We start from the raw sequence: 25,774 nt of genomic DNA, 5'->3' as shown, positions 1-25,774 counted from the left end.
GAGAAGGATGAAGCGGATGGCGACCCGAGTAGTGGTGCGCAGGACGGGCGGCCCGGAGGTAATGGAAACCGAGAGCTTCGAGCCGACCCGGCCGGGCCCCGGCGAGGTGCTGCTGCGCCAACGCGCGGTCGGCCTGAACTTCATCGACTGCTACTTCCGCACCGGCCTCTATCCTACACCCCTGCCCTTCACGCCGGGCTTCGAGGGCTGCGGCATCATCGAGGCGGTCGGCGAGGGCGTCGACCTGAAGGTCGGCCAGCGGGTCGCCTATGGCACCGGGCCGATCGGCGCCTATACCGATATGCGGGTGATGCCGGCTGCCCCGCTCGTTCCCGTCCCGGATGCGATCCCGGACGAGGTGGCCTGCGCCATGATGCTGAAGGGCATGACCGCCCGCTATCTCCTGCGCCGCACCTTCCGCGTCGAGGCCGGCCAGACCATCCTGATCCATGCCGCGGCCGGCGGGGTGGGCCTGATCGTCTGCCAGTGGGCGAAGCACCTGGGCGCCACCGTGATCGGCACGGTCTCGACCGACGAGAAGGCCGAGCTCGCCAAGGCGCATGGCTGCGACCACCCGATCGTCTACAGCCGCGAGGACTTCGTCGCCCGGGTCAAGGAGCTGACCGACGGCAAGGGCGTGGACGTCGTCTATGATTCGGTCGGCAAGGACACGTTCCTGAAGTCGCTGGACTGCCTGAAGCGCCTCGGCATGATGGTCACCTTCGGCCAGTCGTCCGGCAAGGTGGAGCCGTTCGACACCGGGCTGCTCGCCCAGAAGGGCTCCCTGTTCCTGACCCGGCCGACCCTGTTCTCCTATGTCGCCGAGCGCCAGGACCTGCTCGAGACCGCCAAGGACCTGACCGACGTGGTCGCGAGCGGGGCGGTGAAGATCCAGGTGGAGCAGAAATACCCACTGGCCGACGCGGCCGCGGCCCATCGCGACCTGGAGGCGCGCAAGACCACCGGCGCCACGGTGCTCATTCCCTGACCGTATCCGCCGGCCAGGTCTCCTTCGCGAGCCCGGCCGGCTCCTTGAACCGGTCCTGGAGCCAGCGGTCATAGAAGGCCAGTGCCGCCGCCCGCCCCTCGCTCAGGCACCAGAGCCGCTTGCCGCTGATCGAGCGGTTCTGCCATTCGCGGTCGAACGCGACAGCGGCCGTGATCCTGGCAGCACTGACTCCCTGCTCGTCCAGGCCATCGGCCGCCTTCGCCTCGGCACAGGCAAGCTCGGCCCCGGCGGCCAGTGTGTCGTTCCACAGGCCGCAATAGCGCAGCACTTCCTGGTCATAGGCGCAGCGCCCATAGGGTGGCAGCCTGTCGCGCGGCCCGGCCCGGCCAGGGCAGGTGCCGCGATCAGCAGCAGGAGGCCGGCCAGCCGCAGGGTCACATGAACCCGTCCCAGAGCAGCTTGACCCCGGTCAGCAACACGAAGCCCACGCATAAGGGATAGAACCACCGGTCGCTGACCCGGTGGTGCAGCCACACCCCCGCCAGCATGCCCAGTGCCGCCACCGGTACCATGCAGAGGATGGTGGTGACGATCGACTGGTCGAACAGGCCGATCATGAAGTAGGGCGGCAGCTTGGCGAGGTTGATGGCGGCGAACAGGATGGTCATCGTGCCGACGAACACCGTCTTGTTCAGCCGCAGCGGCACCAGATAGAGGTTGGCGGGCGGTCCGCCGGCATGGGCAATCGTGCTGGTGAAGCCGGCGGCACTGCCCAGCAGCATGCCGGACAGCGGCCGGGGCGGCTTGCCGGTGCCGATCCTGGCCGCCGGGCGCAGGAACCAGTCCAGCGAGAACAGCACCGAAGTGGCGCCCAGGAGGATGCGCACGGCGTCCTCCGACAGCCAGTCGAACGCCAGGGTGCCGAGCACGATTCCGACCAGCGCGCTGGGCAGGAGGGCCGCCACCGCCGCCCGGCTCCAGCTGCGGCGGTACGCCCACACGCCGATCGCGTCCATCAGGCAGAGCAGCGGCAGCATGATCGCCGCGGCATGGGCAGGAGACATCACCCAGCTCATCAGCGGCACCGACACCATACCGAGCCCGCCGCCGAAGCCACCTTTGCTGAGCGCGCTGATCAGGACGCCGGTGATCACCAGCGTCCAGTAGAACAGGTCCTGGTTCAACGAAGTGGGCTCACATCCCGGCGATCTTCTTGAGCACGTCCACTTGCCAGGCCTGGGTCATGTCCTCCAGGATCTGGCCGTTCTCCAGCCCGCGCCCTTCCAACTGCAGCATGATCCGCCCGCCCAGGATCAGCGTGGCCTGGCCGCTGTCGCCGCCCTCCTCGAACTGCACCATCGCATTGTCCCGCCCGACCCGAACCCGCTTGGCGCCGGGATTGGCCGCGATCAGCGCCGGGTTGCTGACCATCGCCGCCAGCCCCTGGATCATCGGGTTGTCCACCGAGATCCGGGCCTCGATCGAGCCGTCGCCGCCCTCCTGCGTGTAGGTGCGGACGACCGACGTGCCGCCGCCGAACATCGCCATGGCGGCGCTGCTGTCCTCCTCGCTGTCCTCAAACGTCCAGCCCGTGGGTGCTGGCGGGAAGCCCGCGCGATATTGCTCGGCGAGCTGCGACCGGATGTCCTGGATCGCGAACTGCAGCTCGTTGATGGCGCCCCCCAGGTCACCTTCTTCGTAGTACTGCTTGCCGAGATCGATCTGATCGGTGACCTGATCGGCGGACGCCGGCAGGGTGGCAGCCAGCAACAGGGCGCAGACAAGGGCAACGAGACGCATGGAACCAACCGCAACTTCCCCGACCGGCCCTGAACCTAGCCTGCCCGTCCCTGCGTCGTCGAGCGTCCGGAAACGCCCGGCTGCGGGAGCTGGCCGATGAGCCGGAATGACCGGGTCGTCGTGGTGGGTGGCGGCCATGCCGGCCTGCTCATGGGCCTGGCGCTCGCAGGCCATGGGATCGATGTCCAGGTGGTCGAGCCGGCGGCGCCGGCGGCGATCCGCAAGGCGCCGCCCGACGGGCGGACCCTGGCACTCCTGGCCGGCAGCATCCTACAGCTCGAGGAGCTGGGCCTGTGGGCGCCGCTGGCCCCCTATGGCGCGCCGATCCGGCGGGTCGAGGTGCTGGACGTCGGCAGTGCAGCCAAGGTCAGCTACCGGGAGGAGGATGCACCGGGCCCGGTCCCGTTCGGCCAGGGCTTCGAGAACCGGGTCCTGCGCCAGGTGCTGCTCGACCTGTTCCTGGAGCAGGCCGGCCGCCGCCACTTGGTCACCGACCGGGTCAGCGCCATCGAGCGCGATGCCGAAGGCATCGCCGTCCGCACCGAAGGGGGCACGCGGCTGCCGGCCGGCCTGGTGATCGGCGCGGACGGCCGCGGCTCCGGCCTGCGCAAGCTGGCCGGGATCGGCCTGCAGCGCTGGAGCTATGGCCATGCAGCCCTGGGCTTCATCGTCCGCCACCCGGTCGACAATGGCGGTGCGGTGCTGGAGCGGATGCGCAAGGGCGGGCCGCTCGCGACGCTGCCGCTGCGCGCCGACCGCACCGGGATCACCTGGGTGGAGACGCCGGAGCGGGCGAAGGCCCTGGCCGAAGGCGAGCCGGCGCAGTTGCTGACCGAGCTGGACGAGGCACTGGACCACGCACTGGGCGAGCCCGAGCTGGACAGCCCGGTGGGCGTCTGGCCGCTCTCCGGCCAGCATGCCGACCGCTACGTGGCCCCCCGCTTGGCCCTGGTCGGCGATGCCGCGCATGGCGTCCATCCCATCCACGCCCAGGGCTTCAACATGGGAATCGCCGACGTGGCGGCCCTGGTGCGGCTGATCGCGGCGCGGCCGGACGAGCCGGGCTCGCCCGACGTCCTGCGCGCCTATGAGCGGCAGCGGCGCGGCCCGAACACGCGCTCGATCTGGCTGACCCACGGCCTCGCCCGGCTGTTCACCAACGAGCTGGTGCCGGTCACGCGCGCCCGCGGGGCGGCCCTCACCCTGCTGGACCGGCTGCGGCCGCTGCGGCGGTTCGCCATCCAGCGCGGCATGCGGGCCTGAGATGTCGGTTCTGCCGATCTATCTCGGCGCTGCCCTGGCCGAGATCGCCGGCTGCTTCGCGTTCTGGGCCTGGCTGCGCCTGGGCCGCTCCGCCCTCTGGCTGGTGCCCGGCATGGCCAGTCTCGCTTTATTCGCCTGGCTCCTGACGCTGAGCCCGGCAGATGCCGCGGGACGCGCCTTTGCGGCCTATGGCGGCATCTACATCCTCGCGAGCCTGTTCTGGCTCTGGGCAGCCGAGGGGGTGCGCCCGGATCGCTGGGATCTGGCCGGCACGCTGGTCTGCCTGCTGGGCGCAGCCTTGATCCTGTTCGGGCCCCGCCCGGCCTGAGCCGAAGCGGGACCCGCCGGATCAGTTCATGGTGTTCCAGAAGTCGTCGTTGGTCTTGGCGTGCTTCATCTTGTCGAGCAGGAACTCGATCGCATCCACCGTGCCCATCGGGCTGAGGATGCGGCGCAGGACCCACATGCGCTGGAGCGTGCCACGATCGACCAGCAGCTCCTCCTTGCGGGTGCCGGACTTCTGCACGTCGAGCGACGGGAACACGCGCTTGTCGGCGATCCGCCGATCCAGCACGATCTCCGAGTTGCCGGTACCCTTGAACTCCTCGAAGATCACCTCGTCCATGCGCGAGCCGGTATCGATCAGCGCGGTGGCGATGATGGTGAGCGAGCCGCCCGTCTCGATGTTGCGCGCCGCACCGAAGAAGCGCTTGGGCCGCTGCAGGGCGTTGGCGTCGACACCGCCGGTCAGCACCTTGCCCGACGACGGCACCACCGTGTTGTAGGCGCGGGCCAGGCGGGTGATGCTGTCCAGCAGGATCACCACGTCCTTGCCCATCTCGACCAGGCGCTTGGCCTTCTCGATCACCATCTCGGCGACCTGGACATGGCGGGTCGCCGGCTCGTCGAAGGTCGAGGAAACCACCTCGCCGCGCACGGTGCGCTGCATGTCGGTGACCTCTTCCGGCCGCTCGTCGATCAGCAGCACGATCAGGAACACCTCGGGGTGGTTCGCCATGATCGCGTGCGCGATGTTCTGCATCAGCACGGTCTTGCCGACCCGGGGCGGCGCCACGATCAGCGCACGCTGACCCTTGCCCAGCGGCGAGGTCATGTCGATGATCCGCGTGCTCATGTCCTTGGCGCCCGTGACCTCGAGCTTGATCTTCTCGGTCGGGTAATAGGGCGTCAGGTTCTCGAAATGGACGCGGTGCCGAGCCTTCTCCGGCTCCTCGAAATTGATCGTGTTGGCGCGCAGCAGGGCAAAGTAGCGCTCGCCCTCCTTGGGTGCGCGCACCAGGCCATGCACCACGTCGCCGGTGCGCAGGCCGAAGCGGCGTATCTGCGAGGGCGACACGTAGACGTCGTCCGGCCCCGCCACGTAGTTCACGTCCGGCGAGCGCAGGAAGCCGAAGCCGTCCTGGAGGATCTCGATCACGCCATCGCCCGTGATCGCGATGTCGGTCTCGGCCAGCCGCTTGAGCACCGCGAAGATCAGGTCGCCCTTCTTCAGGGCGCTCGGCTGCTCGATGCCCAGCTCTTCGGCATAGGTCAGCAGCTCGGCGGGCGAGCGGCGCTTCAGCTCGGTGAGGTTGATGGTCGGCCGGTTGACGTCCGCGGCGATCTCCGCGGCGGCCAGCTCCTCCTCCTCGCGCACCCGCGGCAGCCCGTCATGACGACCACCGCCGCGGCGCTGCTCGAAATGGCGCTGGCGGCCGTCGTCGCGATCGCGGCGGAACTCGCTGCGGTTGCGCTCGAAATTGTTGCGGTTGTCCTGGCGTTCGCGGAACTCGCGCGGCTCGCGGAACTCCCGCTGCCGGTCCTGGCGCGGCCCGCGATCCTGCTGGCGGTCCTGCTGCGGCCGGTCCTGGCCCCGCTCGCGCCGGTCCTGGCGGTCATCCCGCTCCGGCCGCTCCGGCCGCTCGGCCCGGACCGGTGCGGGCGGCGGGGTGACGTCGCCCGGCTCCTCGCCCGGCATCGGCGGAATGGTGATGACCGGCTGCGGCTCGGAAGAAAGATCCCGGCCCGCACCCTGGTCCGCCACCGCCTCGGTCAGCCCGCCAAAGGCATCACCGCCGCCGGGCGCGGGTTCCGCCACCGGACCGGCCTCGTCGGTGCGTGGTGCCGCCTCGGCCTTGGGCCGGCGCCCGCGGGCCGGCCGCTCGCGGGGCGGCTCGTCCACACCGGGATCCAGCCCCAGTGCCCGCTGCAGGCCTGCGTCGTTATCGCCATCGGCTTCCTGGCCACCATCGTCGAGCGGCAGCTCGGCAGCCGCTGCATCCTTGGCCCGCTCGCTCCGGGTGCGCGTGCGCCGGCGCCTGGCACCGGTCGGCTTGACGGGTCCCTCGGTGGTCTCGGGCGAGGTCGTGATGGATTCGGTCGTATCGTCGGACAAGATGGTTCTCGCGGAAAAGAACTCGAGAGATCAGAAGGGCTTGAGGATCACCAGGAGAACGATCCCGACGAACAGCAGGGTCGGAACCTCGTTGATCATCCGGTAGAAGCCGGCCGGCCTGGGCCGCTCGTCCCGCGCCAGCTTCCGGACCTGGCCGGCCAGGAAGCCGTGGCAGCCGGCGAGCAGCAGCACCAGGAGGAGCTTCGCGTGCAGCCAGCCATCGGAGAACTGGTTCTGCACGATCGCGAGCCAGATCCCGAACACGAAGGTGAGAATCATGGCAGGGGTGGCGATCCCCTTCAGGAGCCGCCGCTCCATGATCTTGAAAGTCTCCGACGAATCACCGCCGATGACCTTGTCGACATGGTACACCATCAGGCGCGGCAGATACCACATCGCCGCCATCCAGGCGGCGAATGCCATGATGTGCAGGGATTTCAGCCAGAGCGACCAGTCGCTCAACCGGACCTCGCGTGCGCTTCCGATCGTACGATCCTGTCGGGCTCCATCATGGGAGCCTGGCGAACGTCGATGAAGCGGGAAGTTTTCAGGGGACGGCAAGGGTGCCGCCCCTGATCAATGGCCCATCGCGGCGAGGATTTCAAGTCTGACAGCGATATTAGACGTGCAGCGCGCGCACTGCGTCGGCCAGCCGCTGCACCTCGCCGGGATCGGTCTGCTGCAGCACGCCGTGGCCGAGGTTGAAGATCCAGGGCCGGCCCTGGTTGGCCTTGGCCAGCGCCGCCAGCCGCGCCAGCATGCCCTCGCCGCCGGCCACCAGGTCGACCGGGTCGAGATTGCCCTGGAGGCACAGGTCGCGCGGCAGGAGCCGGACCGCTTCGGCCATCGGCACGCTCGTGTCGAGGCTGAGCCCATTGGCCCTCACCCTGGCCGCCACCTCGGGCAGCGCCAGGCCGACGCCGCGCGGGAAATGGATCACCGGGATGTCGGGGTGCCGGACCTTGAGCTCCGCCACGATCCGCTGCACCGGCCGGACCGCCCATAGCTCGAGCTGGTCGGGCGGCAGGGCGCCGGCCCAGCTGTCGAACAGCTGCAGGACCTCCGCACCGGCCTGCACCTGCCGGTCGAGAAAGGCGATCACCGCGTCGGTCAGCAGCTCGATCAGCCGGCCGAACAGCTCCGGCTCGCAGCGGGCCAGCGTACGCGCGGCCGCAAAGTCCTTCGAGCCGCCGCCTTCGACCACATAGGCCGCGAGCGTCCAGGGCGCGCCGGCAAAGCCGATGAGCGCCGTCTCCGGCGGCAGCTCCTGCCTGAGCCGGCTGAGCGTCGCATAAACCGGAGTCAGGCGCTCGTGCAACTGATCCATGCTGAGCCGCGCCAGGGCCTCAACGGTCCTGACCGGCGTCAGCACCGGCCCCTCTCCCTGGGCGAAGGTGACCGGCACGCCCAATGCGTCCGGCACCACCAGGATGTCGGAGAACAGGATGGCCGCGTCCATGCCGAACCGCCGGATCGGCTGGAGGGTCACCTCCACCGCAAGGTCCGGGTTATAGCATAAGGAGAAAAAGTCCGGCACCTCTTTGCGTATCTCGCGATACTCGGGGAGATAGCGCCCCGCCTGGCGCATCAGCCAGAACGGCGGGCGTGCCGCCGGCTGACCCTTGAGAGACCGGATCAGCAGCTTGTCAGCCGAACGGATCGGCGAGCCGGATTTGTCCACAGGTCAACAGTTCCTAAGAATCTGTTCTTTTGCGAATCGAATGGAGAAGAACAGGTTGCAGTGGTGGTTGTAGGGAGGGCCTGAGCCGGGATTGCCAGACGGTCCCCCGGATCTCCCTGCCGTCTGCCCAGCCTCCAGCCGGGCGCCGCGTCCTGGGTACAAATGCTGGAACATCCGTAAAAAGGCCAGTTTATTCCGCACCTTGCCCGGGGGATAAGGATTCGGTGGAAGTGGGGGATTGTCCGACGCTATCGTCCCTGCGTGCATCGTCGGTCGTCGAAGCTTTCCCCATGGGTGTCGAATATCGGGAGACGGGTGGATGGACAGGCTGAGATGCGGACGGTTCGGCGGCCCGTCCCGCAAGCATGGAATTGTCCACCATTCATCCACAGCTCCGATGGCGTGCCGGGGCCAGCGGACGGGACGATGACCTTGCGGCTGCACCTGCACCTGATCTCGGACAGTACGGGCGAGACGGTCACGACCGTGGCGCGCGCCGCCGTGTCCCAGTTCGAGGACGTGGTCCCGGTCGAGCATGTCTGGTTCTTCGTCCGGACCCGCGCCCAGCTCGAGAAGGTGCTCTCCATCATCGGCATGATGCCCGGGATGGTGATCTTCACCCTGATCTCGCCGGACCTGCGCCAGATCCTGCAGGAGCGCTGCGCCCAGATGGACGTGCCCTGCGTCCCGGTCCTGGACGTGGTGATGAATGCGCTCACCCAGATGGTGGGCTCGTCGGGCATGCCGAAGATCGGCAAGCAGCACGAGATGGACGCGGGCTACTTCTCGCGCATCGCCGCCATGGACTTCGCGATGCGCCACGACGACGGCCAGGCGCCCGAGCGGCTGGACGAGGCCGACGTGGTGCTGGTCGGGGTGTCACGCACCTCCAAGACGCCGACCTGCGTCTATCTCGCCAATCGCGGCATCAAGGCGGCCAATGTCCCGATCGTCCCGGACATGCCGCAGCTGCGCTACCTGGAGAAGCTGAAGCGGCCGCTCATCGTCGGCCTCACCATCAATGCCGAGCACCTGACCTCGATCCGGCGCAACCGGCAAAAGCACATGGGCGTCGGGGACGAGGGGCAGTTCGGCGGCGACTATGCCGAGGCGGACCGGGTCCGCGAGGAGCTGGTGATGGCCAGGCGGATGTTCCGCAAGTTCGGCTGGCCCGAGATCGACGTGACCCGCCGCTCGGTGGAAGAGACCGCCGCCGCGGTGCTGCAGCTCCTGCAGGCTAGGCGCGACCCGGCGCTGGTGACCGGGCCCAGGAGCTCGATCGCCGCTGCCGACTGGCTGCAGGACGATGAGTGAGCAGTGCCACCGGCGAGGCTGCCGGTGAGCAGCCACCGGCTGCGCCGCCGGCCGCAGTGGTTTCGCTGGGTCCTGCTGCCGGGGACGGGGCTCTTGGTCCTGGCCCTGGCCTTCTGGTTCGGCCTGGAGGCGGGCGGCGCCAAGGGTGAGGCGCTGGTGCAGGCACTCGATGCGCGCCTCCTCGAGCTGGACGAACGCAGCCGGCAGGCCGGGCTGCGTCATGCCCAGGCGGAGCAGCGCCAGGCCGATGCCCTGGCCGCCGCCCACCGGACGATCCGGGAACTGGAGGAACGCGTTCCTCGCGGCGAGTTCGGCGCCCTGGTCGACCTGCTGCGCACGCGGGTAGCGGACGGCGTTCCCATCGAGCGGCTGCGCTTCGTCGTCGGCCAGGCCCGGGCCGAGCGGCAATGCCGCGACGGCGTCGAGCGCCGCCGCTTCCTGCCGCGCCTGCCGAGCGACGTCAGCCCGCTGCAGACTGTGGCCTTTCTCGACAACCGCATCACGGTCAGCGCCACCGCATCGCCGGTGACGCAGCCGGACGGCACGCCGGGCGATGGGTTCGACCCGGCCAAGCCCGTGGAGATCCGGCTCCTGCGGATCGGCGGCAACCTGGAACTGGTCAAGGGCGTGCTGCCGCAGGGACATTCGGTGGTCGACGGGAACCGCGAGTACCACTTCACCTTCGCGCTTGGCGCGAAAAGCCCCGGCATCGAGGCGGTGATGCAGGACTGTGCCTATCCCTGAGGAGAATCCGGCCGGGAACGGCCGAACAGGTCGAGCTGGCGGGGATCGGCATCGTCGCCGCCATCGCTGACACCCAAGCCCAGAAGCCGCACCGGGTCTCGCGGCAGCTTGGGTCGTTCCAGCAGCCCGGCCGCGATTTTCCACATATTTTCGACATCCTGGGGAAAAGGTCGTGGCGTGGTGGTGCGGGTCCTGGTGACGAAGTCGGCCGTGCGGATCTTGAGCACGACCGAGCGGCCGCGAAAGCCGGTGCTGGCTAACCTGCGGTTGAGATTCTCGGTGAGTGCACGGAGCTCCGCCAGCAGGGCTGCGGGATCGACCAAGTCGCGCGGGAAGGTCTGCTCCACCGACACCGAGCGCCGCGGCCGGTCGGGCTCCACCGGCCGGTCGTCCAGGCCCTGGGCGATGCGGGCGAGCCAGGCGCCGTGGCGGCCGAACCGGCGCACCAGCCAGGCCTCGGAGGTGGCGCGCAGGTCGGCGCCGGACGCGATCCCCACCGCGCGCAGCTTTTCGGCGGTGCGCGGCCCCACGCCATGGAACTCCTCGACGGCCAGCCTTGCCAGCAAGGGTGCGACGTCGGCCTCGGCGATCACGGTCAGCCCGTCCGGCTTGTTCATGCCGGACGCGGTCTTCGCCAGGAACTTGTTGAACGACACACCGGCCGAGGCGGTGAGCCCGGTTTCCGCCAGGATCAGTTCCTTGATCAGGCGGGCCAGCGCCACCGGGTCGGCCGGCCCGTCCATCGGGCGGGTCACGTCCAGATAGGCCTCGTCCAGCGAGAGCGGCTCGACCAGCAGGGTGAAGCGGCGGAAGATCGTGCGGATCTGCCCGCTCACCTCGCGATACACGTCGAAGCGTGGCCGCACGAAGCGCAGCTCCGGGCAGCGGCGCAGCGCCTCGTGGGCCGGCATGGCCGAGCGCACCCCGAAGGCCCGGGCCTCGTAGCTGGCGGCCGCCACCACGCCGCGCCCCTCGCGCCCGCCCACCGCCACCGGCCGGCCCCGCAGTGCCGGGTCGTCGCGCTGCTCCACCGACGCATAGAACGCGTCCATGTCGACATGGACGATGGCGCGCCTGCTCACCTCCGCCGGCTCCGCATCATGTGGCATTCCCTACACGGCGGCCGAGTGTAGCGGATCGGACATAGTGTCCATGCTTGCCGCGGCCGCGGGTGGCGATCACTCTGGCAAAGTTGTAACGGCGGTCCCAGCAGGATCGCCGCCGATGGGCGCGCGCAACGGGAGATCGGCATGCGGTTGAAGGGTCTTCTTGTCCTCGCCTCGGCGCTGGGGGCCCTCGCCGCAGGTACGGCGCAGGCGCAGACCCTGCAGGAAGCCCTGGCCAATGCGTACCGGACCAACCCGGATCTGGGGGCCGCGCGTGCCCAGTTGCGTGCCACGGACGAGCTGGTTTCCCAGGCGCTGTCCGGCTACCGGCCGCAGGTCGGCGCCACGGCGAGCTACGACATCATCGATCTGGACACCAGCCAGGGCGACGCCACGCTGGATTCCTCCGCGATCGGGCTGAGCGTCACCCAGCCGCTCTACCGGGGTGGCGGGCTGGATGCGAACCTGCGCGCCTCGGAGAACACCGTCCGCGCCAACCGCGCCAACCTGATCGTGGCCGAGCAGCAGGTGCTCTACGACGCGGTCCAGGCCTATGCCGGTGTGTGGCGCGACCGCTCGGTGCTGGATCTGGCGATCAACAACGAGAAGCGGCTCCAGCGCCAGCTCCAGGCGACCCGCGACCGCTTCAACGTGGGCGAGGTCGCCCGCACCGACGTCGCCCAGGCCGAGGCGCGCCTGGCCGCTGCCGAGGCCTCGCGGGTCGAGGCGGAAGGCCTGCTGGCCAACTCGATCGCCACCTTCCGGCGGATCATCGCCCAGGAGCCGGAGAAGGTCGACCAGCCGGGCCGTCCCGCCGCCCTGCCGGCCAACGAGGCGGAAGCGCAGGAGCTGGCTGCGGCCAACCCGAACATCGCCACGGCCCAGTACACGCTGGCCGCGGCCAGGGATGACGTGGATGTCGCGTTCTCCCGGCTGCTGCCGCAGGTCGACCTGCGTGCCAGCGCCTCCTACGCGGACGAGCCTAGCACCAATCTCGCCTGGCAGCGCGATGCCTCGATCGGCGTGCAGGTCACCGTGCCGCTCTACCAGGGCGGTGCGGAATATTCCCAGGTCCGGCAGAACAAGCAGCTGGCGCGGCAGCGCGACGAGCAGCTGGTCGCGACCCAGCGCAGTGTCGCCGAGACCGTGACCACTGCCTGGGAAACGCTGCAGACCAGCACCTCCAACATCCGCTCGCGCCAGGCCCAGGTGCGCGCCAACCAGATCGCCCTGGAAGGCGTGGAGCAGGAAGCGCAGGTCGGCTCGCGGACCGTGCTCGACGTGCTCGATGCCGAGCAGGAACTGTTCGGCTCGCAGGTCGAGCTGGTGCGCGCCCAGGCCAACGAGGCGATCGCGGCCTATGCGCTGCTCGCCTCGATCGGCCAGCTCACCGCCGACCGGCTGGAACTGCCGGTCGAGCGGTACGACGCCGAGGCCTACTACCGCGAGAACCGCTCGCGCCTGTTCGGCCTGGGCGACCTGCTGGACTGACGGCAGCCATCGACGCTCGACCCGGGGGGACAACCCCGGGCGAGGAGGCCGGGCGGAGGGAGGAAAGCCTGCATGCGGGTGTGTCGACTGATCGGGCAGATGCTGCTGCTCCTCCTCCTGGCCGTGCCGGCCTGGGGCCAGGGCATGAGCGTGGGTGGGGCCGGCCTGGATGGCCCGGACCCGCTCGGCATCGATCCGTTCGCCGCGTCGGCCGGCACGTTCGGCATCGACGATCCTGCCGGTGACGGCCCGGCCTTTACCGGCCGGGACGTGCTCGCCGTGCTGGATCAGGCGGAACTGGGGCGCGGCCCGCCCGAAGGTGCGACGCCCGGCCGGGCCAGCTTCGAGCCGGCTGCCGCGTTCGACCGCCCCCTGGGCGGGATCGGGGAGGCCAGGCTCGAGCTCCGCTTCGGCGAGGGCGAGGAAGCGGCCGCGATCTGGCGGGCCTTCGAGGAGCCGGGCGATGCCGTGGGTGCGCTGCCGCGGCTGGGCGGCAGGCTGGCTGCGGAACTTCGTACCGACCGGGTCGGTGTCACCCATTCTGAGCGCGACGGGGAAGGGTTCACCTGCGCCCTGGCCAGGCCGGCGCCGGATCTGGTCTGGGCGGTGTGCGGGCTTTCGGTGAGCCTGGACCCGCTGCAGGTGCTGGGTATGGTGCGAGCGGCCGTGCCGCCCGAGGGCGATGCCGGGCCGCTGATCCAGCAGGCCATGACGGTCGCCGTCTGGGCGCGCGACCGCTGGCTCGCTATCGAGAACGAGCGGCGCAGCGGCTGATCGCGCCGCCAGCCAGGGAGGAGGCCGCCATGGCCGAGCACTACATCGAGCGTGCGCACCATCATTTCGGCTGGGACAACAGCCGGCGGCCCGTGCTGACGGTCCGGCCCGGCGACACGATCGAGTTCGAGACGATCGACGCATCCGGCGGGCAGTTGAACCCGTCCTCGACCACGGCCGATGTCGGCAGTCTCGATTTCGGCGGGGTCAACCCGGCGACCGGCCCGGTCTACGTGGAAGGCGCCGAGCCCGGGGACGCGCTGGTCGTGCATGTGCGCGACATGAAGCCGTCGGGCTGGGGCTGGACCGCCAACATCCCGGGCTTCGGCCTGCTGGCGCACCGGTTCAAGGACCCGGCGATCGTCCACTGGCACTATGCGACGGACCTGAAGACCCCGGCCCCGTTCAAGGCCGGTGCCTCGGTGCCGATCAAGCCCTTCATCGGCGTGATCGGCCAGGCCCTGGCGGAAGGCGGGTCGCACAGCGTGGTCCCGCCGCGCCGGGTCGGCGGCAACATGGACACCGCCGACATCTGCGTCGGCAGCACCGTCACCTTCCCGGTCGAGGTCGAGGGCAGCCTGTTCTCGCTGGGCGACACCCATGCCGCCCAGGGCGACGGCGAGGTCTGCGGCACCGCGATCGAGAGCGCCATGAACGTCGTGGTCCAGCTCGAGCTGGTCAAAGGGCGGGCGCCGAAGTTCCCGGTGATCGACAACCCGACCCCGCGCGGCCGGCACATCGACGGCAAGGGCTATCTGGTCACCACCGGCATCGGCCCGGACCTGATGCAGAACGCGATCGACGCGCTCGACCAGATGGTCGACCTGATCGCCGAGCGCCTGAAGATCGAGCCGGTCGAGGCCTACATGCTCTGCTCCGCCTGCGCCGACCTGAAGATCACCGAGATCGTCGACCAGCCCAACTGGATCGTCGGCTGCCACTTCCCGAAGATCGTGCTGCCATGAACAGCGTAACTGGCGGGTAACTTGGAACTGTAATTAATCTAATGTTACCGATTGCAGGATTTCATGGCGTTGTTGTCGGAAATCATGTTGCGAAACGTTGACCGCATGTAATCGTGCTCGATACACGCCCCCATACGGGATCCGCGCCGAGTGGGGGACAACAATGAAGCACAACGTCGAGGTCGACTGGCCGGTCATGCCGGCTGCGTTCGCCGTGGTCGGCATGGTCGGCGTGGCCGCTCTGGCGGCGGGGGGAACCCCTGGCGAGGCGCTGGCGCAGGAAGGCGGCACGGACGATGCCGCCGGCGCCAGCGGTGCGGTGGCATTGCCGCCGGTGCTGGTGGAAGGCGAGCAGCCGGCCAACCCGCTGCGCGCCACCACCGGGATCGGCCGCCTGCCCGGCACCATCCAGGACACGCCGCAGTCGGTCCAGGTGATCAACGAGGAGATGCTGCGCCAGCAGGGCGTGACCAGCCTCGACCAGGCGCTGCGCAACGTGCCGAGCGTCACCGTGGCGGTGGGCGAGGGCAATGGCGGCCTGAACGGCGATCAGTTCCGCATCCGCGGCTTCGACGCCAAGGGCGACATCTACCTGGACGGGCTGCGCGACTTCGGCCTCTATGTTCGCGACAGCTTCAACTATGAATCGGTCGAGGTGTTCAAGGGCCCGTCCTCGGAGACCTTCGGCTTCGGCTCGACCGGCGGCGTCATCAACACCCAGACCAAGACCGCGCGCCTGGGCAACAGCCACTCGATCGACGGCTCGGTCGGCACCGGGCCGCTCTATCGCGTGGTGGGCGACGTCAACCAGCAGATCAACGAGACCACTGCCGTGCGCGTCGTCGGCATGGTCCACGACCAGGACGTCGAGGACCGCGATCATGTCCAGTCGGATCGCTGGGGCCTGGCCGGCTCGCTCGCGTTCGGCCTCGGCACCGACCTGAACTGGTCGCTCAACTACATGCACCAGCACGGCGACCGGACCCCGGACTACGGCGTGCCGTCGGTCACCCCGCCCGGCAGCGAGATCGCCCGGCCGGTCACCGAGTTCGGCGTGTCCCGCGACAGCTTCTACGGCAAGAAGCAGGACGAGGATAAGTCGGACATCGACATGCTGACCTCGCGCGCCTCCTGGCAGGTCGCCGAGGGCATCTCGCTCAACAACGACACGCGCCTTGCCTATTACACCCGCGAGTTCGCCGCGAGCGTGCCCGGCTGCAATGCCGACTGCTCCGAGGAGTTCTTCGGCGGCGGCAACCCGACCATCACCTATGGCGGCGGCAATCCTTCCTACAACCAGAATTCCTGGGGCTTCCAGAACGTCACGTCCGGCGTGTTCGACTTCCAGGTCGCGGGCTTCCGCAACCAGGTCGTGGCCGGCCTCGACATCTTCTACCAGAACGACCATCGCGCCGGCCGCAGCGTCGACGGCGACAAGACCCCGCCGACCATCCGCAACCCGGGCGACTTCTTCGGGAGCGACAGCTACACGCTGCCGGTCAACCCGAACAATGTCCGCAAGAGCTACGGCACCGACATCGGCGTGTTCGTCAGCGACCGGCTCTGGCTCACCGACCAGTTCTCGGTCCTGGGCGGCGTGCGCTGGGACGACTACAGCTCGACCTACAAGGTCTGGAACAATGACGGCTACAACAAGTACGAGGCCGACAACGACTTCTGGAGCCCCAAGGGCAGCCTGATCTGGGAGCCCACCGAGAACCAGACCTACTACTTCTCCTACGCGACCTCCTCGACCGTGCCGGGCCAGTTCGTCGCCCTGGCGCCGAACCCGATCAATGGCGCCCAGCCGAACCTGGAGCCCGAGGAGAACGAGAGCTTCGAGCTCGGCGGCAAGATCAGCGTGCTCGACCAGCGCCTGGGCATCAGCGCCTCGATCTTCCAGATCAACAAGGACAACGCGACCTACACCGACCCCGAAACCGGGCTGTCGACCGCCACCGGCGAGAAGCAGCGGGTGCGCGGCTTCGAGATCGGGATCGGCGGCTACCTCACCGAGGCCTGGTCGGCCTCGGCTGCCTATACCTATCTCGACACCGAGATCCGCAGCTCCACCGCGGCGGACCCCGCCGACTCGACGGTAGGCAACGAGGTCCCGAACGCCCCCAAGAACTCGTTCGCGCTCTGGACCACCTACAATGTCCTCTCGCACTTCGAGCAGGTGCCGGGCGCGCTGCTGCTGGGCGGCGGCGTGACCTATCGTGACGAGATCTTCGGCAACAGCGCGAATACCGCCGAGCTGCCGGAGAACTTCTCGCTCGATGCGGTGGTCTCCTACAGCTACGAGAACTACCGGGTGGCACTCAACGGCTACAACCTGACCGACGAGCTCAACTACGCCGCCAACCAGAACGCCCGGGCCATCCCGACCTCGGGCCGGACCTTCCTGCTGACGGTGGGCGCCACCTTCTGATCGATTCGTCGCGACCTTCGACCTCGATCGCTCCGGAGCGGAAGCCCCAAAGGGCCTTTCGCTCTTTTTCCATTCCACGGGAAAGCCCGATCATGCTGGTTCAGATCAAGGACGTACTGACACAGGAAGAAGTCCGTCACGTCCGCAAGGTGCTGGAAGAGGCCGCCTGGATCGACGGCAAGGCGACCGCCGGCGAGCAGGCCGCGAAGAGCAAGTTCAACCTGCAGATCCCGGAAGGCTCGCCGGCCGCGCGGGAATGCGGCGAGATCATCCTGCGGGCCCTGGCCCGCAACCCGATCTTCAACTCGGCGGCCATGCCGCTGCGCGTGCTGCCGCCGATGTTCAACCGCTACGACACCGGCATGAAGTTCGGCGCCCATGTGGACGGCGCCATCCGCGCCATCCCGGGTGCCGGCGGCATGCGGATGCGGGCCGATGTCTCCTCCACCCTCTTCCTCACCCCGCCCGGGGAGTATGACGGCGGCGAGCTGATCATCCACGACACCTATGGCAGCAAGGCGGTGAAGCTCGAGGCCGGCAGCATGGTGGTCTATCCCGCCACCAGCCTGCACAGCGTCACCGAGGTCACCCGCGGCAGCCGCTGGTCCTCGTTCTTCTGGACCCAGTCCATGCTCAAGAACGACGGCGAGCGCGCCCTGCTCTACGACCTGGACATGGCGATCATCGAGACCCGCCGCCGGCTGCCCGACGACAGCCCGGCCGTGCTGGGGCTCACCAACGTCTACCACAACCTCCTGCGCCGCTGGGCCGAGCTGTGATCGGGGCGGACGAGGTCCGCCAGATCCAGAGTGCGGCCCGGTTCGGCTCGACCCGCGCCCAGGTCCTGCTTGGCCAGATCTGCGTGGACGGCAACGGCGTCCCGCAAAGCCGCACCGAGGGCCGGCGCTGGTTCCAGAAGGCGGCGGATGCCGGCAGCGCCGAGGGCATCAACATGGTCGGGCGCTGCCACGAGTTCGGCTGGGGCGGCCCGGTGGACCTCGCCGCCGCGGCCGCCTGCTACCGCATGGCGGCGGAGCGGGGCTTCGCCTGGGCGCAGTTCAACCTCGCGAGCCTGCTCCATGACGGCAAGGGCGTTCCCCGGGACCGCCGGGAGGCCTGCTTCTGGTTCGTGCGCGCCGCGCGCCAGGGCCACGCCAAGGCCGCCAACATGCTGGGCCATTATCGCGAGGAAGGTTGGCTGCACCCACGCTCTCCAGCCAAGGCCTGGCGCTGGTACGGGCGTGCCGCCAAGGGCGGCGACTTTCGCGGCCAGTTCAACCTCGCCCGCTTCCTGTTCGCCGCCGGCCAGCGCGAGCCGGCCCTGATCTGGCTGGACCGGGCGGTGGAAGGCGGCATCCCCGACTTCTGGCGGGAGATCGCCCCCCTCCTGGCCGGCCATCCCGACCCGGCCCTGCGCCGCTACGGCGAGCGCGCGCGCACGCTCGCCAGCAGCGGCTCGGCCGGCGCCTCGTCCCAGCCGCCGCCCAACGCACGATAAAGGCTGACGCTCGCCGTGAAGCGGGCGAGATCGGCCTGGGTGAGCGTGTCGGCTGCCGAGATGGCGGTCTGCTGCGCCTGCAGCACCGAGAGGAAATCGGCGGCACCGGTCCGCCAGCGCAGCTCGGCGATCCGGTAGGCCTCGCTCGCCGCCCGGTAGGCCGCCTGGCGCAGGGCGAAGGTCCGCTCGGCCGTAGCCACCAGGACCAGCGAATCCTCCACGTCCTGCAAGGCGGTCAGGATCGCCTGGGAATAGCCGGCGGCCAGCTCCTGGAAACGCGCCACCGCCTGGTCCTCGCCGGCTTCCAGCCTTCCGGCATCGAACACCGGGGCGACCGCGGCACCCGCCAGCGACCAGACCGCGTCGTCCAGCTTCAACAGGTCGCCGAGCTCGCCGCTCTGCAGCCCGCCCGACGCGGTGAGCGCCACCACCGGGAAGCGGGCCGCCCGCGCCGCCTGCGCGTCGAAGCCCGCCGCCGCCAGCTCCGCCTCGGCCTGGACCAGGTCCGGGCGACGGCGCAGCAGCTCGGACGGCAGGCCCGCGATCACCGGCGGCAGGGCCAGCTCGCGCAGCCCCCTCGTCGCGACCGCGAGATGGCCCGCCGGCCGGCCCAGCAGGGTGGCGAGCGCGTTGGCCTGGCGGCGCGCATCGCCCTCGAACTCCGCCACCGCGGCTTCCTGGCTGCTCACCGCCGAGAGCTGCTGCTGCACCTCCAGGTCGGACGCCTGGCCGGCCGCCGCCCGTACCCGCACGATGCCCAGCACCCTCCTTGCCGCCTCCAGCGTGTCCTGCGCCAGCGCCAGCCGGTCGCGCAGGGCCAGCAGGGTGAAGTAGGCATCCGCAGTGTCGGCCGTGAGCGTCAGCGCCAGCGTGTCCTGTGCGAACGCGCTGCCGAGCAGCCGCAGCCGGCTGGCCTCGGCCACGTCACGCAGCTCCCCGGCCAGGTCCAGCTCGTACGACGCGGACAGCGAGCCGCTGTAGCTGGTGCGGGTCCGGCTCCGGCTCCCGTTATTGGTGGAGGAAGAACGGCCGTGGCTGACCCCGAGATCCGCGTCGACGCTGGGGAACAGGGCCGCGCGGGTGATCCGGGTCTGCGCCTCGGCCTGGGCCACCCGCTGCGCTGCCGCCTGCAGGTCGCGGTTGCCGGCAGCGGCCTCGGCGATCAGCCCGTCCAGCTCCGAACTCCCGAATGCCCGCCACCAGCCGGGATCCGGCCAGCGCTGCTGGGCCTCGGCCGGCAGGGCGGCGAAGCGCTGGCCGGGCTCGGTGGGCATCGTGCCGAGGCGGTGGCTGACGTCGCAGGCAGCGAGCCCTGCCAGCAGGATCGGCACCAGGAGAATGCGCATGCGGCGTCAGTCCGAGGATAGGGCGGCGACCGGATCCAGCCGGGCTGCCTTGCTGGCCGGCAGGTAGCCGAAGACCAGCCCGGTCGCGACCGCGCAGCCGAACGCCAGGATGATCGGCTCCGGGCTCAGGAGGACGGCGCGGCCGAACGCCCCCAGCGCCAGCGCGGTACCCACGCCCAGGGCGATGCCCACCACCCCGCCCACCAGGCAGACCGCCAGCGCCTCGGCATTGAACTGCAGGAGGATGTCGCGCGGCCTGGCCCCGGTCGCCATGCGCACCCCGATCTCGCGGGTGCGCTCGGTGACGCTCACCAGCATGATGTTCATCACCCCGATCCCGCCCACCAGCAGGGAGATCAGGGCGATGGCGCCCAGCAGCACGGTCAGCGTGTTCTGCGATTCGGTCGCCATCTCCAGGATCGCCGCCGTGTTGCGCACCTGGAAGTCCATCGCCCCGTGGCGCGCCTCCAGCACCGCCATGACCTCGGCCTCGGTCTGGTCCATCCGGCTGGTATCGGCGACCTGCACGGTGATCGAGCGCACGAACGGCTTGCCGTGCAGGCGCAACTGCCCGGTGGTCAGCGGCACGAACACCACGTCGTCCTGGTCCGAGCCGAACGGGGTGGCCCCCTTGGCCGCCATCACCCCAATCACCTGGAAGGGGATGCTGTTCAGGAGCACGTACTGGCCGACCGCGTCCGTGCCGGGAAACAGATTGTCGGCCACCGTCCGGCCGAGCACGGCCACCGCCGCGAACTCGACCAGGTCGTCGGCGGTGAAGAAGCTGCCGGATTCGACCGGCCAGGCGCGCACGTCGGGGAAGGACGGTACGGTCGAGTTGCTCTGGGTGACCAGGTCCCCGCCGCCGGCCTTGGCGGTGACGCTGAACGTGTATTCGGAGATCACGCCCTTGATGTTGTCGACCTGCTCCAGGGCCAGCCGGTCCGCGTCCACCAGCGTCGCGACCGTGCCATCCGCGGTGCGCACGTTGCGCGCGCCCGGCCGGATCAGCATGAGGTCGGGGCCCATGGCGCTGATCCGGTCCAGCACCTCCTTTTTGGCACCGTTGCCGATCGCCAGCATCGCGACCACCGAGGCCACCCCGATCACCACGCCCAGCAGCGTGAGTGCGGTGCGGAACAGGTTGGCCGACAACGCCCGCCCGGCGGTCTTCAGGATCTCGCCGGCAATCGGCAGGCTCGACGTGCCGGCCGGCGCCGGCTCGGTGACCTGCCGGCTGCGCGGCGGCGGCAGGACCGGGCCGCTGTCGGCGATGATCCGCCCATCCCGCACCTCCACCAGCCGGTCGGCCTGCTGCGCCACCTGCCGGTCGTGGGTGATCAGGATCACGGTGTGCCCGAGCCCATGCAGCTCGCGGAGCAGGCGCATCACGTCCTGCCCACTCTGGCTGTCCAGGGCACCGGTGGGCTCGTCGGCCAGGATCACCTCGCCGCCATTCATCAGCGCGCGTGCGATCGAGACCCGCTGCTGCTGGCCGCCCGAGAGCTGGGCCGGCTTGTGGTCCAGCCGCTCGCCCAAGCCCAGCATGGTGAGCAGCTCGGCCGCCCGTTCGCTGCGCTCGTGCTTGGGCCGCCCGGCATAGACCGCCGGCACCTCGACATTCTCCAGTGCCGTCTCGGTGGCCAGGAGATTGTACTGCTGGAACACGAAGCCGAACCGGTCGCGGCGCAGCTCGGCACGCTCGGCTGGCTCCAGGTCGCCGACCTCCGCCGGCCCGAACCGGTAGCTGCCGCCGCTCGGCCGGTCGAGCAGGCCCAGAATGTTCATGAGCGTGGTCTTGCCGGAGCCCGACTGGCCCATGATCGCGACGAACTCGCCGCGCCAGATGTCGAGATCGACCCCGCGCAGGGCCGGCACCTCGGTCTCGCCGCGCAGGAAGGTGCGGGTGATCCCGCGCAGGCTGATCAGTGGCGGCGGTGCCGCGGCCGGGACCTCCGCACCGGCGGGCGGCCGGGTCTGGACCAGGAGGCTCACAGGCGCGGCCCCATGGGCGGCCGCCCGCCACCCTCGCCGCGCGCCGAGGCGATGCTCCGCAACACGACCTTCTCGCCGGGTTCCAGGCCGCTCACCACCTCCGCATTGACCCGGTCGGTGACCCCGATCCGGATCCGCCGGGTCTCGACCTCCCCAGAGGGGCGCTGGACCCGCACCTCGCGCTCGTCGCCGGCACCGCCGGGTGCCGGCGAAAGGGCGGTCAGCGGCACCAGCGGCACGTCGTTGGCCTCGGCCCGGATGAAGAAGGCCTGCACGCTCATCTGCGGCAGGAGCTGGCCGTCCGGGTTCGCCACGTCGAACAGGGCGGTATAGAGGGTGACGTTGTTCACCACCTCAGGGGTGGGGTAGATCTGGCGCAGTTCCGCCTCGAGCTGCTGGTCCGGCCGGCCCAGCGTATTGAAGCGCACCTTCATGCCGAGCTCCAGCTTCGGCTGGTCGGCCTCGGAGACCTGCACCTCCACGGTCATGGTGGCGAGATCGGCGATCCGCAGCAGGATCGGTGCCGACTGGTTGGCGTTCAGCGTCTGCCCCTGCACGGCGGTCATCGAGACCACCGTCCCGGTCATGGGTGCCGCGATCTTGGTGAAGGAAAGGTTCGCCCGATCAGCGGCGAGCGTCGCCTCCTGGCCGGAGATCTGCGCCCTGGTCTGCTGGATCTGCGCGTCCAGCACCCGGACCTGGGCTTCGGCGATGTCGAGCTCGTCCCGGCTGGTGGCGTTGCCCCGGAACATCGCCTGCTGCCGCTCGGCCTGGGCCTGGGCCAGCGCGCGCTGCGCCTCCTGCTGCGCCAGCACGCCCTCCAGCCGGTCGCGCTCGGCGATGTCGGTGGCCAGGCGCGACTGCAGCACCCGCGAATCGATCTCTCCCAGGAGCTGCCCTTCCTGTACCTGGTCGCCGATCGCCGCGTTCAGCTTGGTGAGCTGGCCCGAGACCTGGGCACCCACGTCCACATAGGATGCGGGCTCCACCGTGCCGAGCGCGCTGACCAGGTCGGCCACCTCGCCCCGGACGATCTCCGCGGTCCTGAACGATTCCTGCGCCGCCTGGCCCTGCCCTCGCCACCAGGCATAGCCGCCGGCTGCCGCGGCCAGCAGCAGCACGACCAGGAGCCCGACCAGCCAGCCGGGCCGGTGCCGGCCCTTGGGGCGCCTGACGCCGGCCGGCCGGTTGATGGTCGCAATGGAAGGCGCCAGTTCGCTCATCATTCTCCGCGACAGTCCAGGCGATGCGCCCTTCACCCCGGCAGCAGGACTGCCGGAGCGATAGATCCCGGACGCGTCACCAGTATGTGCAGTCTTGTAACAGCCGGTTACAAGGGGCGCATCGTCCTGGCAGGTCTGCCCGTGGCTTTTGGAAGAGCTCCAGAAGTTCCGGCAGTGGCCGCCGCCAGGCCGGCATCTCCCCAAAGCCGGCCGCCTCATGCCATGCTGCGCGGCTGCGGCCGCACCGCGCGTCTCCCCGGACATGGCAGCGACCAGAAAAGGCGTTTTTGCGAAACGAACCCGAGAGTTCCGCCCCGATCAGGCACTTGAATACTTCCGACACCATTCGGGCACCGGCGTCGCTGCCTCTCCTGGCAGGCTGACGGAAGATCAGGTCGTTCCCAGGCGATCATTTCCCGGCCGGTCCGTGCTCATTGCTAGCCTCGACAGAGGCGGCTAGAGGCGGCCCGGAAAGGGAGACGTGGCGGACATGGCGAGCGACATCGAGATTGCCCGGGCAGCGAAGATGCTGCCGATCCAGGAGGTCGCGACCAAGGTCGGGATCGGGCCGGACGAGCTGCACCCCTATGGCCGGGCCATTGCCAAGGTCGACCATGCGGTGATCGAGCGCCTCGAGGGCCGCCCGGACGGCAAGCTGGTCCTGGTCACCGCGATCAACCCGACGCCGGCCGGCGAGGGCAAGACCACCACCACGGTGGGCTTAGGGGATGGGCTGAACCGGATCGGCAGGAAGGCGATGATCTGCCTGCGCGAGCCGTCGCTGGGGCCCTGCTTCGGCATGAAGGGCGGGGCCGCCGGTGGCGGCTATGCCCAGATCGTGCCGATGGAGCAGATCAACCTCCACTTCACCGGCGACTTCCACGCGATCAGCAGCGCCCACAACCTGCTGGCCGCCATGGTCGACAACCACATCTACTGGGGCAACGAGCTGGGCCTGGACGAGCGCCGCATCGCCTGGCGCCGGGTGCTCGACATGAACGACCGGGCGCTGCGCCACATCACCAGCTCGCTGGGCGGCGTCGCCAACGGCTTCCCGCGCGAGGACGGCTTCGACATCACCGTGGCTTCCGAGGTGATGGCAGTGTTCTGCCTGTCCACCAGCCTGGAGGACCTGGAGAACCGGCTGGGCCGGATGATCGTCGGCTACACCCGCGACCGGAAGCCGGTACTGGCCAAGGACATCAAGGCGCCGGGTGCCATGGCGGTCCTGCTCAAGGACGCCTTCATGCCGAACCTGGTCCAGACGCTGGAGAACAACCCGGCCTTCGTCCATGGCGGCCCGTTCGCCAACATTGCCCATGGCTGCAACTCGGCGATCGCGACCCGCACCGCGCTGAAGCTCGCCGACTATGTGGTGACCGAGGCCGGCTTCGGCGCCGACTTAGGCGCAGAGAAGTTCTTCGACATCAAGTGCCGCAAGGCCGGGCTCACCCCGGATGCGGTCGTGATCGTCGCCACGATCCGGGCACTCAAGAGCAATGGCGGGGTAGCCAAGGAGGATCTCGGCAAGGAGGACCTGGACGCACTGAAGAAGGGCATCGTCAACCTCGCCCGCCATGTCCGCAACGTGCGCAAGTTCGGCGTGCCCTCGGTGGTCGCGATCAACCACTTCGTGACCGACACACAGGCCGAGCACGACTTCGTCCAGAAATACTGCCGCCAGGAACTGGGCGTCGAGGCGTTCGTCTGCGCGCACTGGGCGGAAGGCTCGGCCGGGATCACCAGCCTGTCCGAGCACGTCGTCCGGCTGTGCGACGAGGGCCATCCCCTGGACGGCCGCGGCTTCACCCACCTCTACCCCGACGAGATGCCGCTCTGGGACAAGGTGAAGACCATCGCCACCGAGATCTATGGTGCCGAGGACATCATCGCCGACAAGAAGATCCGCGACCAGTTCAGGGAGCTGCAGGCGGCCGGCTACGGCCATTTCCCGATCTGCGTGGCCAAGACCCAGTACAGCTTCTCCACCGACCCGAACCTCAAGGGCGCGCCCTCGCACCACATGGTGCCGATCCGCGAGGTCCGCGTGTCCGGCGGTGCGGAGTTCCTGGTGGTGATCTGCGGCGAGATCATGACCATGCCGGGCCTGCCGCGCAAACCGGCCGCCGAAACGATCCGCATCGACGAGAACGGGCATATCGAGGGCCTGTTCTGACGCCAGGGTCGGCCCGGCAGCGCCGCACCCGGAGGTGCGGCGCCTGTCGCGGCACCTTCGGCCAGTCCCACAAGCTGGCCCAACCGGCGGGCGCCGCGCCTGCCCCAAGCGCCCTGTTGGCTCCGGGTGCTGCCGCCTGCTCCTGGATCCGCCAGACTGGTCGGCAATCGGGATCATACGGTGACGTCGCTCGACCGAGGACATGTCGGGGCATCCCGTCCCGCAAGTACGGCCTGGATCCAGGCGATCACCCTGGCGCTGCTCCCGACTCGATCCGGCAGCGCTTAACCTCGCCTTAACTGCCCGGACCCTAGGTGTACGGTCCCGGGATGTGGTGTGACGGGTCGAGCCTGAACCGATCGGGCTCTTTGGCCCAGGTCTGGCAGATGAACTCGTAGGGCGTGAGGCCACGCAGGGTCTTGAGCCGGCGGGCGTGGTTGTAGGCATCGACGAACAGCTGCAGGTGGTTTCGGAGCTGCTCGTGGTTTTCGTAGTGGAAGCGCTTGACCGTCGCGTCCTTGATCGTGCGGTTCATGCGCTCGACCTGCCCGTTGGTCCAAGGATGGTTCACCTTGGTCAGCCGGTGGTCGATGGCGTTCTCGTCGCACACGCGGTCGAAGATG

General features: G+C 69.4%; 23 protein-coding genes. 12 read left to right on the top strand and 11 right to left on the bottom strand.

Features of this window, described 5'->3' with window-relative positions:
- Window positions 1-16 precede the first annotated feature (16 nt).
- A complete protein-coding gene (locus HLA95_RS11170; RefSeq protein WP_222183349.1) occupies window positions 17-988 on the top strand; it encodes a quinone oxidoreductase family protein in 972 nt (323 codons plus the stop codon).
- Here the strand turns inward: HLA95_RS11170 and HLA95_RS11165 are convergent.
- The 3 genes from HLA95_RS11165 to HLA95_RS11155 form a co-directional block, all read right to left on the bottom strand.
- The gene (locus tag HLA95_RS11165; protein ID WP_191060814.1) at window positions 978-1,277 is read right to left on the bottom strand and encodes a hypothetical protein; all 300 of its coding nucleotides are present in this window, start codon (window positions 1,275-1,277) and stop codon (window positions 978-980) included. The two genes, HLA95_RS11170 and HLA95_RS11165, sit on opposite strands and share 11 nt — an antisense overlap.
- A gap of 106 nt (window positions 1,278-1,383) precedes the next feature.
- Entirely contained in the window at window positions 1,384-2,133 is a 750-nt protein-coding gene (locus HLA95_RS11160; RefSeq protein ID WP_191060813.1) for a sulfite exporter TauE/SafE family protein, read from the bottom strand.
- Window positions 2,134-2,143: 10 nt separating this feature from the next.
- The gene (locus HLA95_RS11155) at window positions 2,144-2,749 is read right to left on the bottom strand and encodes a hypothetical protein (protein WP_191060812.1); all 606 of its coding nucleotides are present in this window, start codon (window positions 2,747-2,749) and stop codon (window positions 2,144-2,146) included.
- 96 nt (window positions 2,750-2,845) lie between these two features.
- Here HLA95_RS11155 and HLA95_RS11150 point away from each other — a divergent pair, with 96 nt between their 5' ends.
- Both HLA95_RS11150 and HLA95_RS11145 read left to right on the top strand, forming a co-directional pair.
- Entirely contained in the window at window positions 2,846-4,012 is a 1,167-nt protein-coding gene (locus tag HLA95_RS11150; RefSeq protein WP_222183347.1) for an FAD-dependent monooxygenase, read from the top strand.
- Window position 4,013: 1 nt separating this feature from the next.
- On the top strand, window positions 4,014-4,340 hold the full coding sequence (locus tag HLA95_RS11145; RefSeq protein WP_191062133.1) for a YnfA family protein: 327 nt from the start codon (window positions 4,014-4,016) through the stop codon (window positions 4,338-4,340).
- 21 nt (window positions 4,341-4,361) lie between these two features.
- Here HLA95_RS11145 and rho read toward each other — a convergent pair whose 3' ends face one another.
- From rho to hemE, 3 genes are all read right to left on the bottom strand, one after another.
- The gene (rho, locus tag HLA95_RS11140; protein WP_222183443.1) at window positions 4,362-5,609 is read right to left on the bottom strand and encodes a transcription termination factor Rho; all 1,248 of its coding nucleotides are present in this window, start codon (window positions 5,607-5,609) and stop codon (window positions 4,362-4,364) included.
- Window positions 5,610-6,437: 828 nt separating this feature from the next.
- Window positions 6,438-6,869, bottom strand: a complete 432-nt coding sequence (gene hemJ, locus HLA95_RS11135) for a protoporphyrinogen oxidase HemJ (protein WP_223861649.1) — start codon at window positions 6,867-6,869, stop codon at window positions 6,438-6,440.
- Between the two features lie 157 nt (window positions 6,870-7,026).
- On the bottom strand, window positions 7,027-8,088 hold the full coding sequence (hemE, locus tag HLA95_RS11130; RefSeq protein ID WP_223861650.1) for a uroporphyrinogen decarboxylase: 1,062 nt from the start codon (window positions 8,086-8,088) through the stop codon (window positions 7,027-7,029).
- A gap of 426 nt (window positions 8,089-8,514) precedes the next feature.
- Here hemE and HLA95_RS11125 point away from each other — a divergent pair, with 426 nt between their 5' ends.
- On the top strand, window positions 8,515-9,402 hold the full coding sequence (locus HLA95_RS11125; protein WP_191061074.1) for a pyruvate, water dikinase regulatory protein: 888 nt from the start codon (window positions 8,515-8,517) through the stop codon (window positions 9,400-9,402).
- A gap of 24 nt (window positions 9,403-9,426) precedes the next feature.
- Window positions 9,427-10,146 carry a PilN family protein gene (locus HLA95_RS11120; protein ID WP_191061075.1) on the top strand — a complete coding sequence of 240 codons (720 nt, stop codon included), beginning with the start codon at window positions 9,427-9,429 and terminating at the stop codon, window positions 10,144-10,146.
- Here the strand turns inward: HLA95_RS11120 and dinB are convergent.
- Window positions 10,137-11,228: a DNA polymerase IV gene (gene dinB / locus HLA95_RS11115; protein ID WP_322100125.1), complete on the bottom strand. Its 1,092-nt coding sequence runs from the start codon at window positions 11,226-11,228 to the stop codon at window positions 10,137-10,139. The genes HLA95_RS11120 and dinB overlap by 10 nt on opposite strands.
- Before the next feature lie 168 nt (window positions 11,229-11,396).
- Between dinB and HLA95_RS11110 the strand changes: the two genes are divergently transcribed.
- From HLA95_RS11110 to HLA95_RS11085, 6 genes are all read left to right on the top strand, one after another.
- Window positions 11,397-12,743, top strand: a complete 1,347-nt coding sequence (locus tag HLA95_RS11110) for a TolC family outer membrane protein (RefSeq protein ID WP_191062189.1) — start codon at window positions 11,397-11,399, stop codon at window positions 12,741-12,743.
- Window positions 12,744-12,815: 72 nt separating this feature from the next.
- Complete coding sequence (locus tag HLA95_RS11105; RefSeq protein WP_222183343.1) at window positions 12,816-13,517, top strand: hypothetical protein; 702 nt, start codon at window positions 12,816-12,818, stop codon at window positions 13,515-13,517.
- Window positions 13,518-13,546: 29 nt separating this feature from the next.
- Window positions 13,547-14,482: an acetamidase/formamidase family protein gene (locus tag HLA95_RS11100; protein ID WP_191060613.1), complete on the top strand. Its 936-nt coding sequence runs from the start codon at window positions 13,547-13,549 to the stop codon at window positions 14,480-14,482.
- Between the two features lie 163 nt (window positions 14,483-14,645).
- On the top strand, window positions 14,646-16,913 hold the full coding sequence (locus tag HLA95_RS11095; protein ID WP_191060612.1) for a TonB-dependent receptor: 2,268 nt from the start codon (window positions 14,646-14,648) through the stop codon (window positions 16,911-16,913).
- A gap of 92 nt (window positions 16,914-17,005) precedes the next feature.
- A complete protein-coding gene (locus HLA95_RS11090; protein ID WP_191060611.1) occupies window positions 17,006-17,692 on the top strand; it encodes a Fe2+-dependent dioxygenase in 687 nt (228 codons plus the stop codon).
- Window positions 17,689-18,411 carry a tetratricopeptide repeat protein gene (locus HLA95_RS11085; protein ID WP_222183341.1) on the top strand — a complete coding sequence of 241 codons (723 nt, stop codon included), beginning with the start codon at window positions 17,689-17,691 and terminating at the stop codon, window positions 18,409-18,411. Before HLA95_RS11090 ends, HLA95_RS11085 begins: the two co-directional genes overlap by 4 nt.
- Here HLA95_RS11085 and HLA95_RS11080 read toward each other — a convergent pair.
- The 3 genes from HLA95_RS11080 to HLA95_RS11070 are packed head-to-tail and all read right to left on the bottom strand — an operon-like array spanning window position 18,333 to window position 22,975.
- Window positions 18,333-19,757, bottom strand: a complete 1,425-nt coding sequence (locus tag HLA95_RS11080) for an efflux transporter outer membrane subunit (protein ID WP_222183340.1) — start codon at window positions 19,755-19,757, stop codon at window positions 18,333-18,335. The two genes, HLA95_RS11085 and HLA95_RS11080, sit on opposite strands and share 79 nt — an antisense overlap.
- A 6-nt stretch (window positions 19,758-19,763) precedes the next feature.
- Complete coding sequence (locus HLA95_RS11075) at window positions 19,764-21,752, bottom strand: MacB family efflux pump subunit (protein WP_370467483.1); 1,989 nt, start codon at window positions 21,750-21,752, stop codon at window positions 19,764-19,766.
- Complete coding sequence (locus HLA95_RS11070; protein WP_222183338.1) at window positions 21,749-22,975, bottom strand: efflux RND transporter periplasmic adaptor subunit; 1,227 nt, start codon at window positions 22,973-22,975, stop codon at window positions 21,749-21,751. Before HLA95_RS11070 ends, HLA95_RS11075 begins: the two co-directional genes overlap by 4 nt.
- A gap of 490 nt (window positions 22,976-23,465) precedes the next feature.
- On the opposite strand from HLA95_RS11070, the gene HLA95_RS11065 reads away from it, so the two are divergent.
- A complete protein-coding gene (locus HLA95_RS11065; protein WP_191061294.1) occupies window positions 23,466-25,151 on the top strand; it encodes a formate--tetrahydrofolate ligase in 1,686 nt (561 codons plus the stop codon).
- A 310-nt stretch (window positions 25,152-25,461) separates the two neighbouring features.
- Here HLA95_RS11065 and HLA95_RS11060 read toward each other — a convergent pair.
- On the bottom strand, window positions 25,462-25,774 hold a 313-nt coding region (locus HLA95_RS11060; protein ID WP_222183336.1), incomplete at its 5' end, for an integrase core domain-containing protein.

The sequence above is a fragment of the Geminicoccus harenae genome, assembly GCF_019800005.1.
Lineage (GTDB): Bacteria > Pseudomonadota > Alphaproteobacteria > Geminicoccales > Geminicoccaceae > Geminicoccus > Geminicoccus harenae.
Note: the sequence above shows the minus strand (reverse complement) of the source record. Positions and strands in the feature narration are given on the sequence as shown.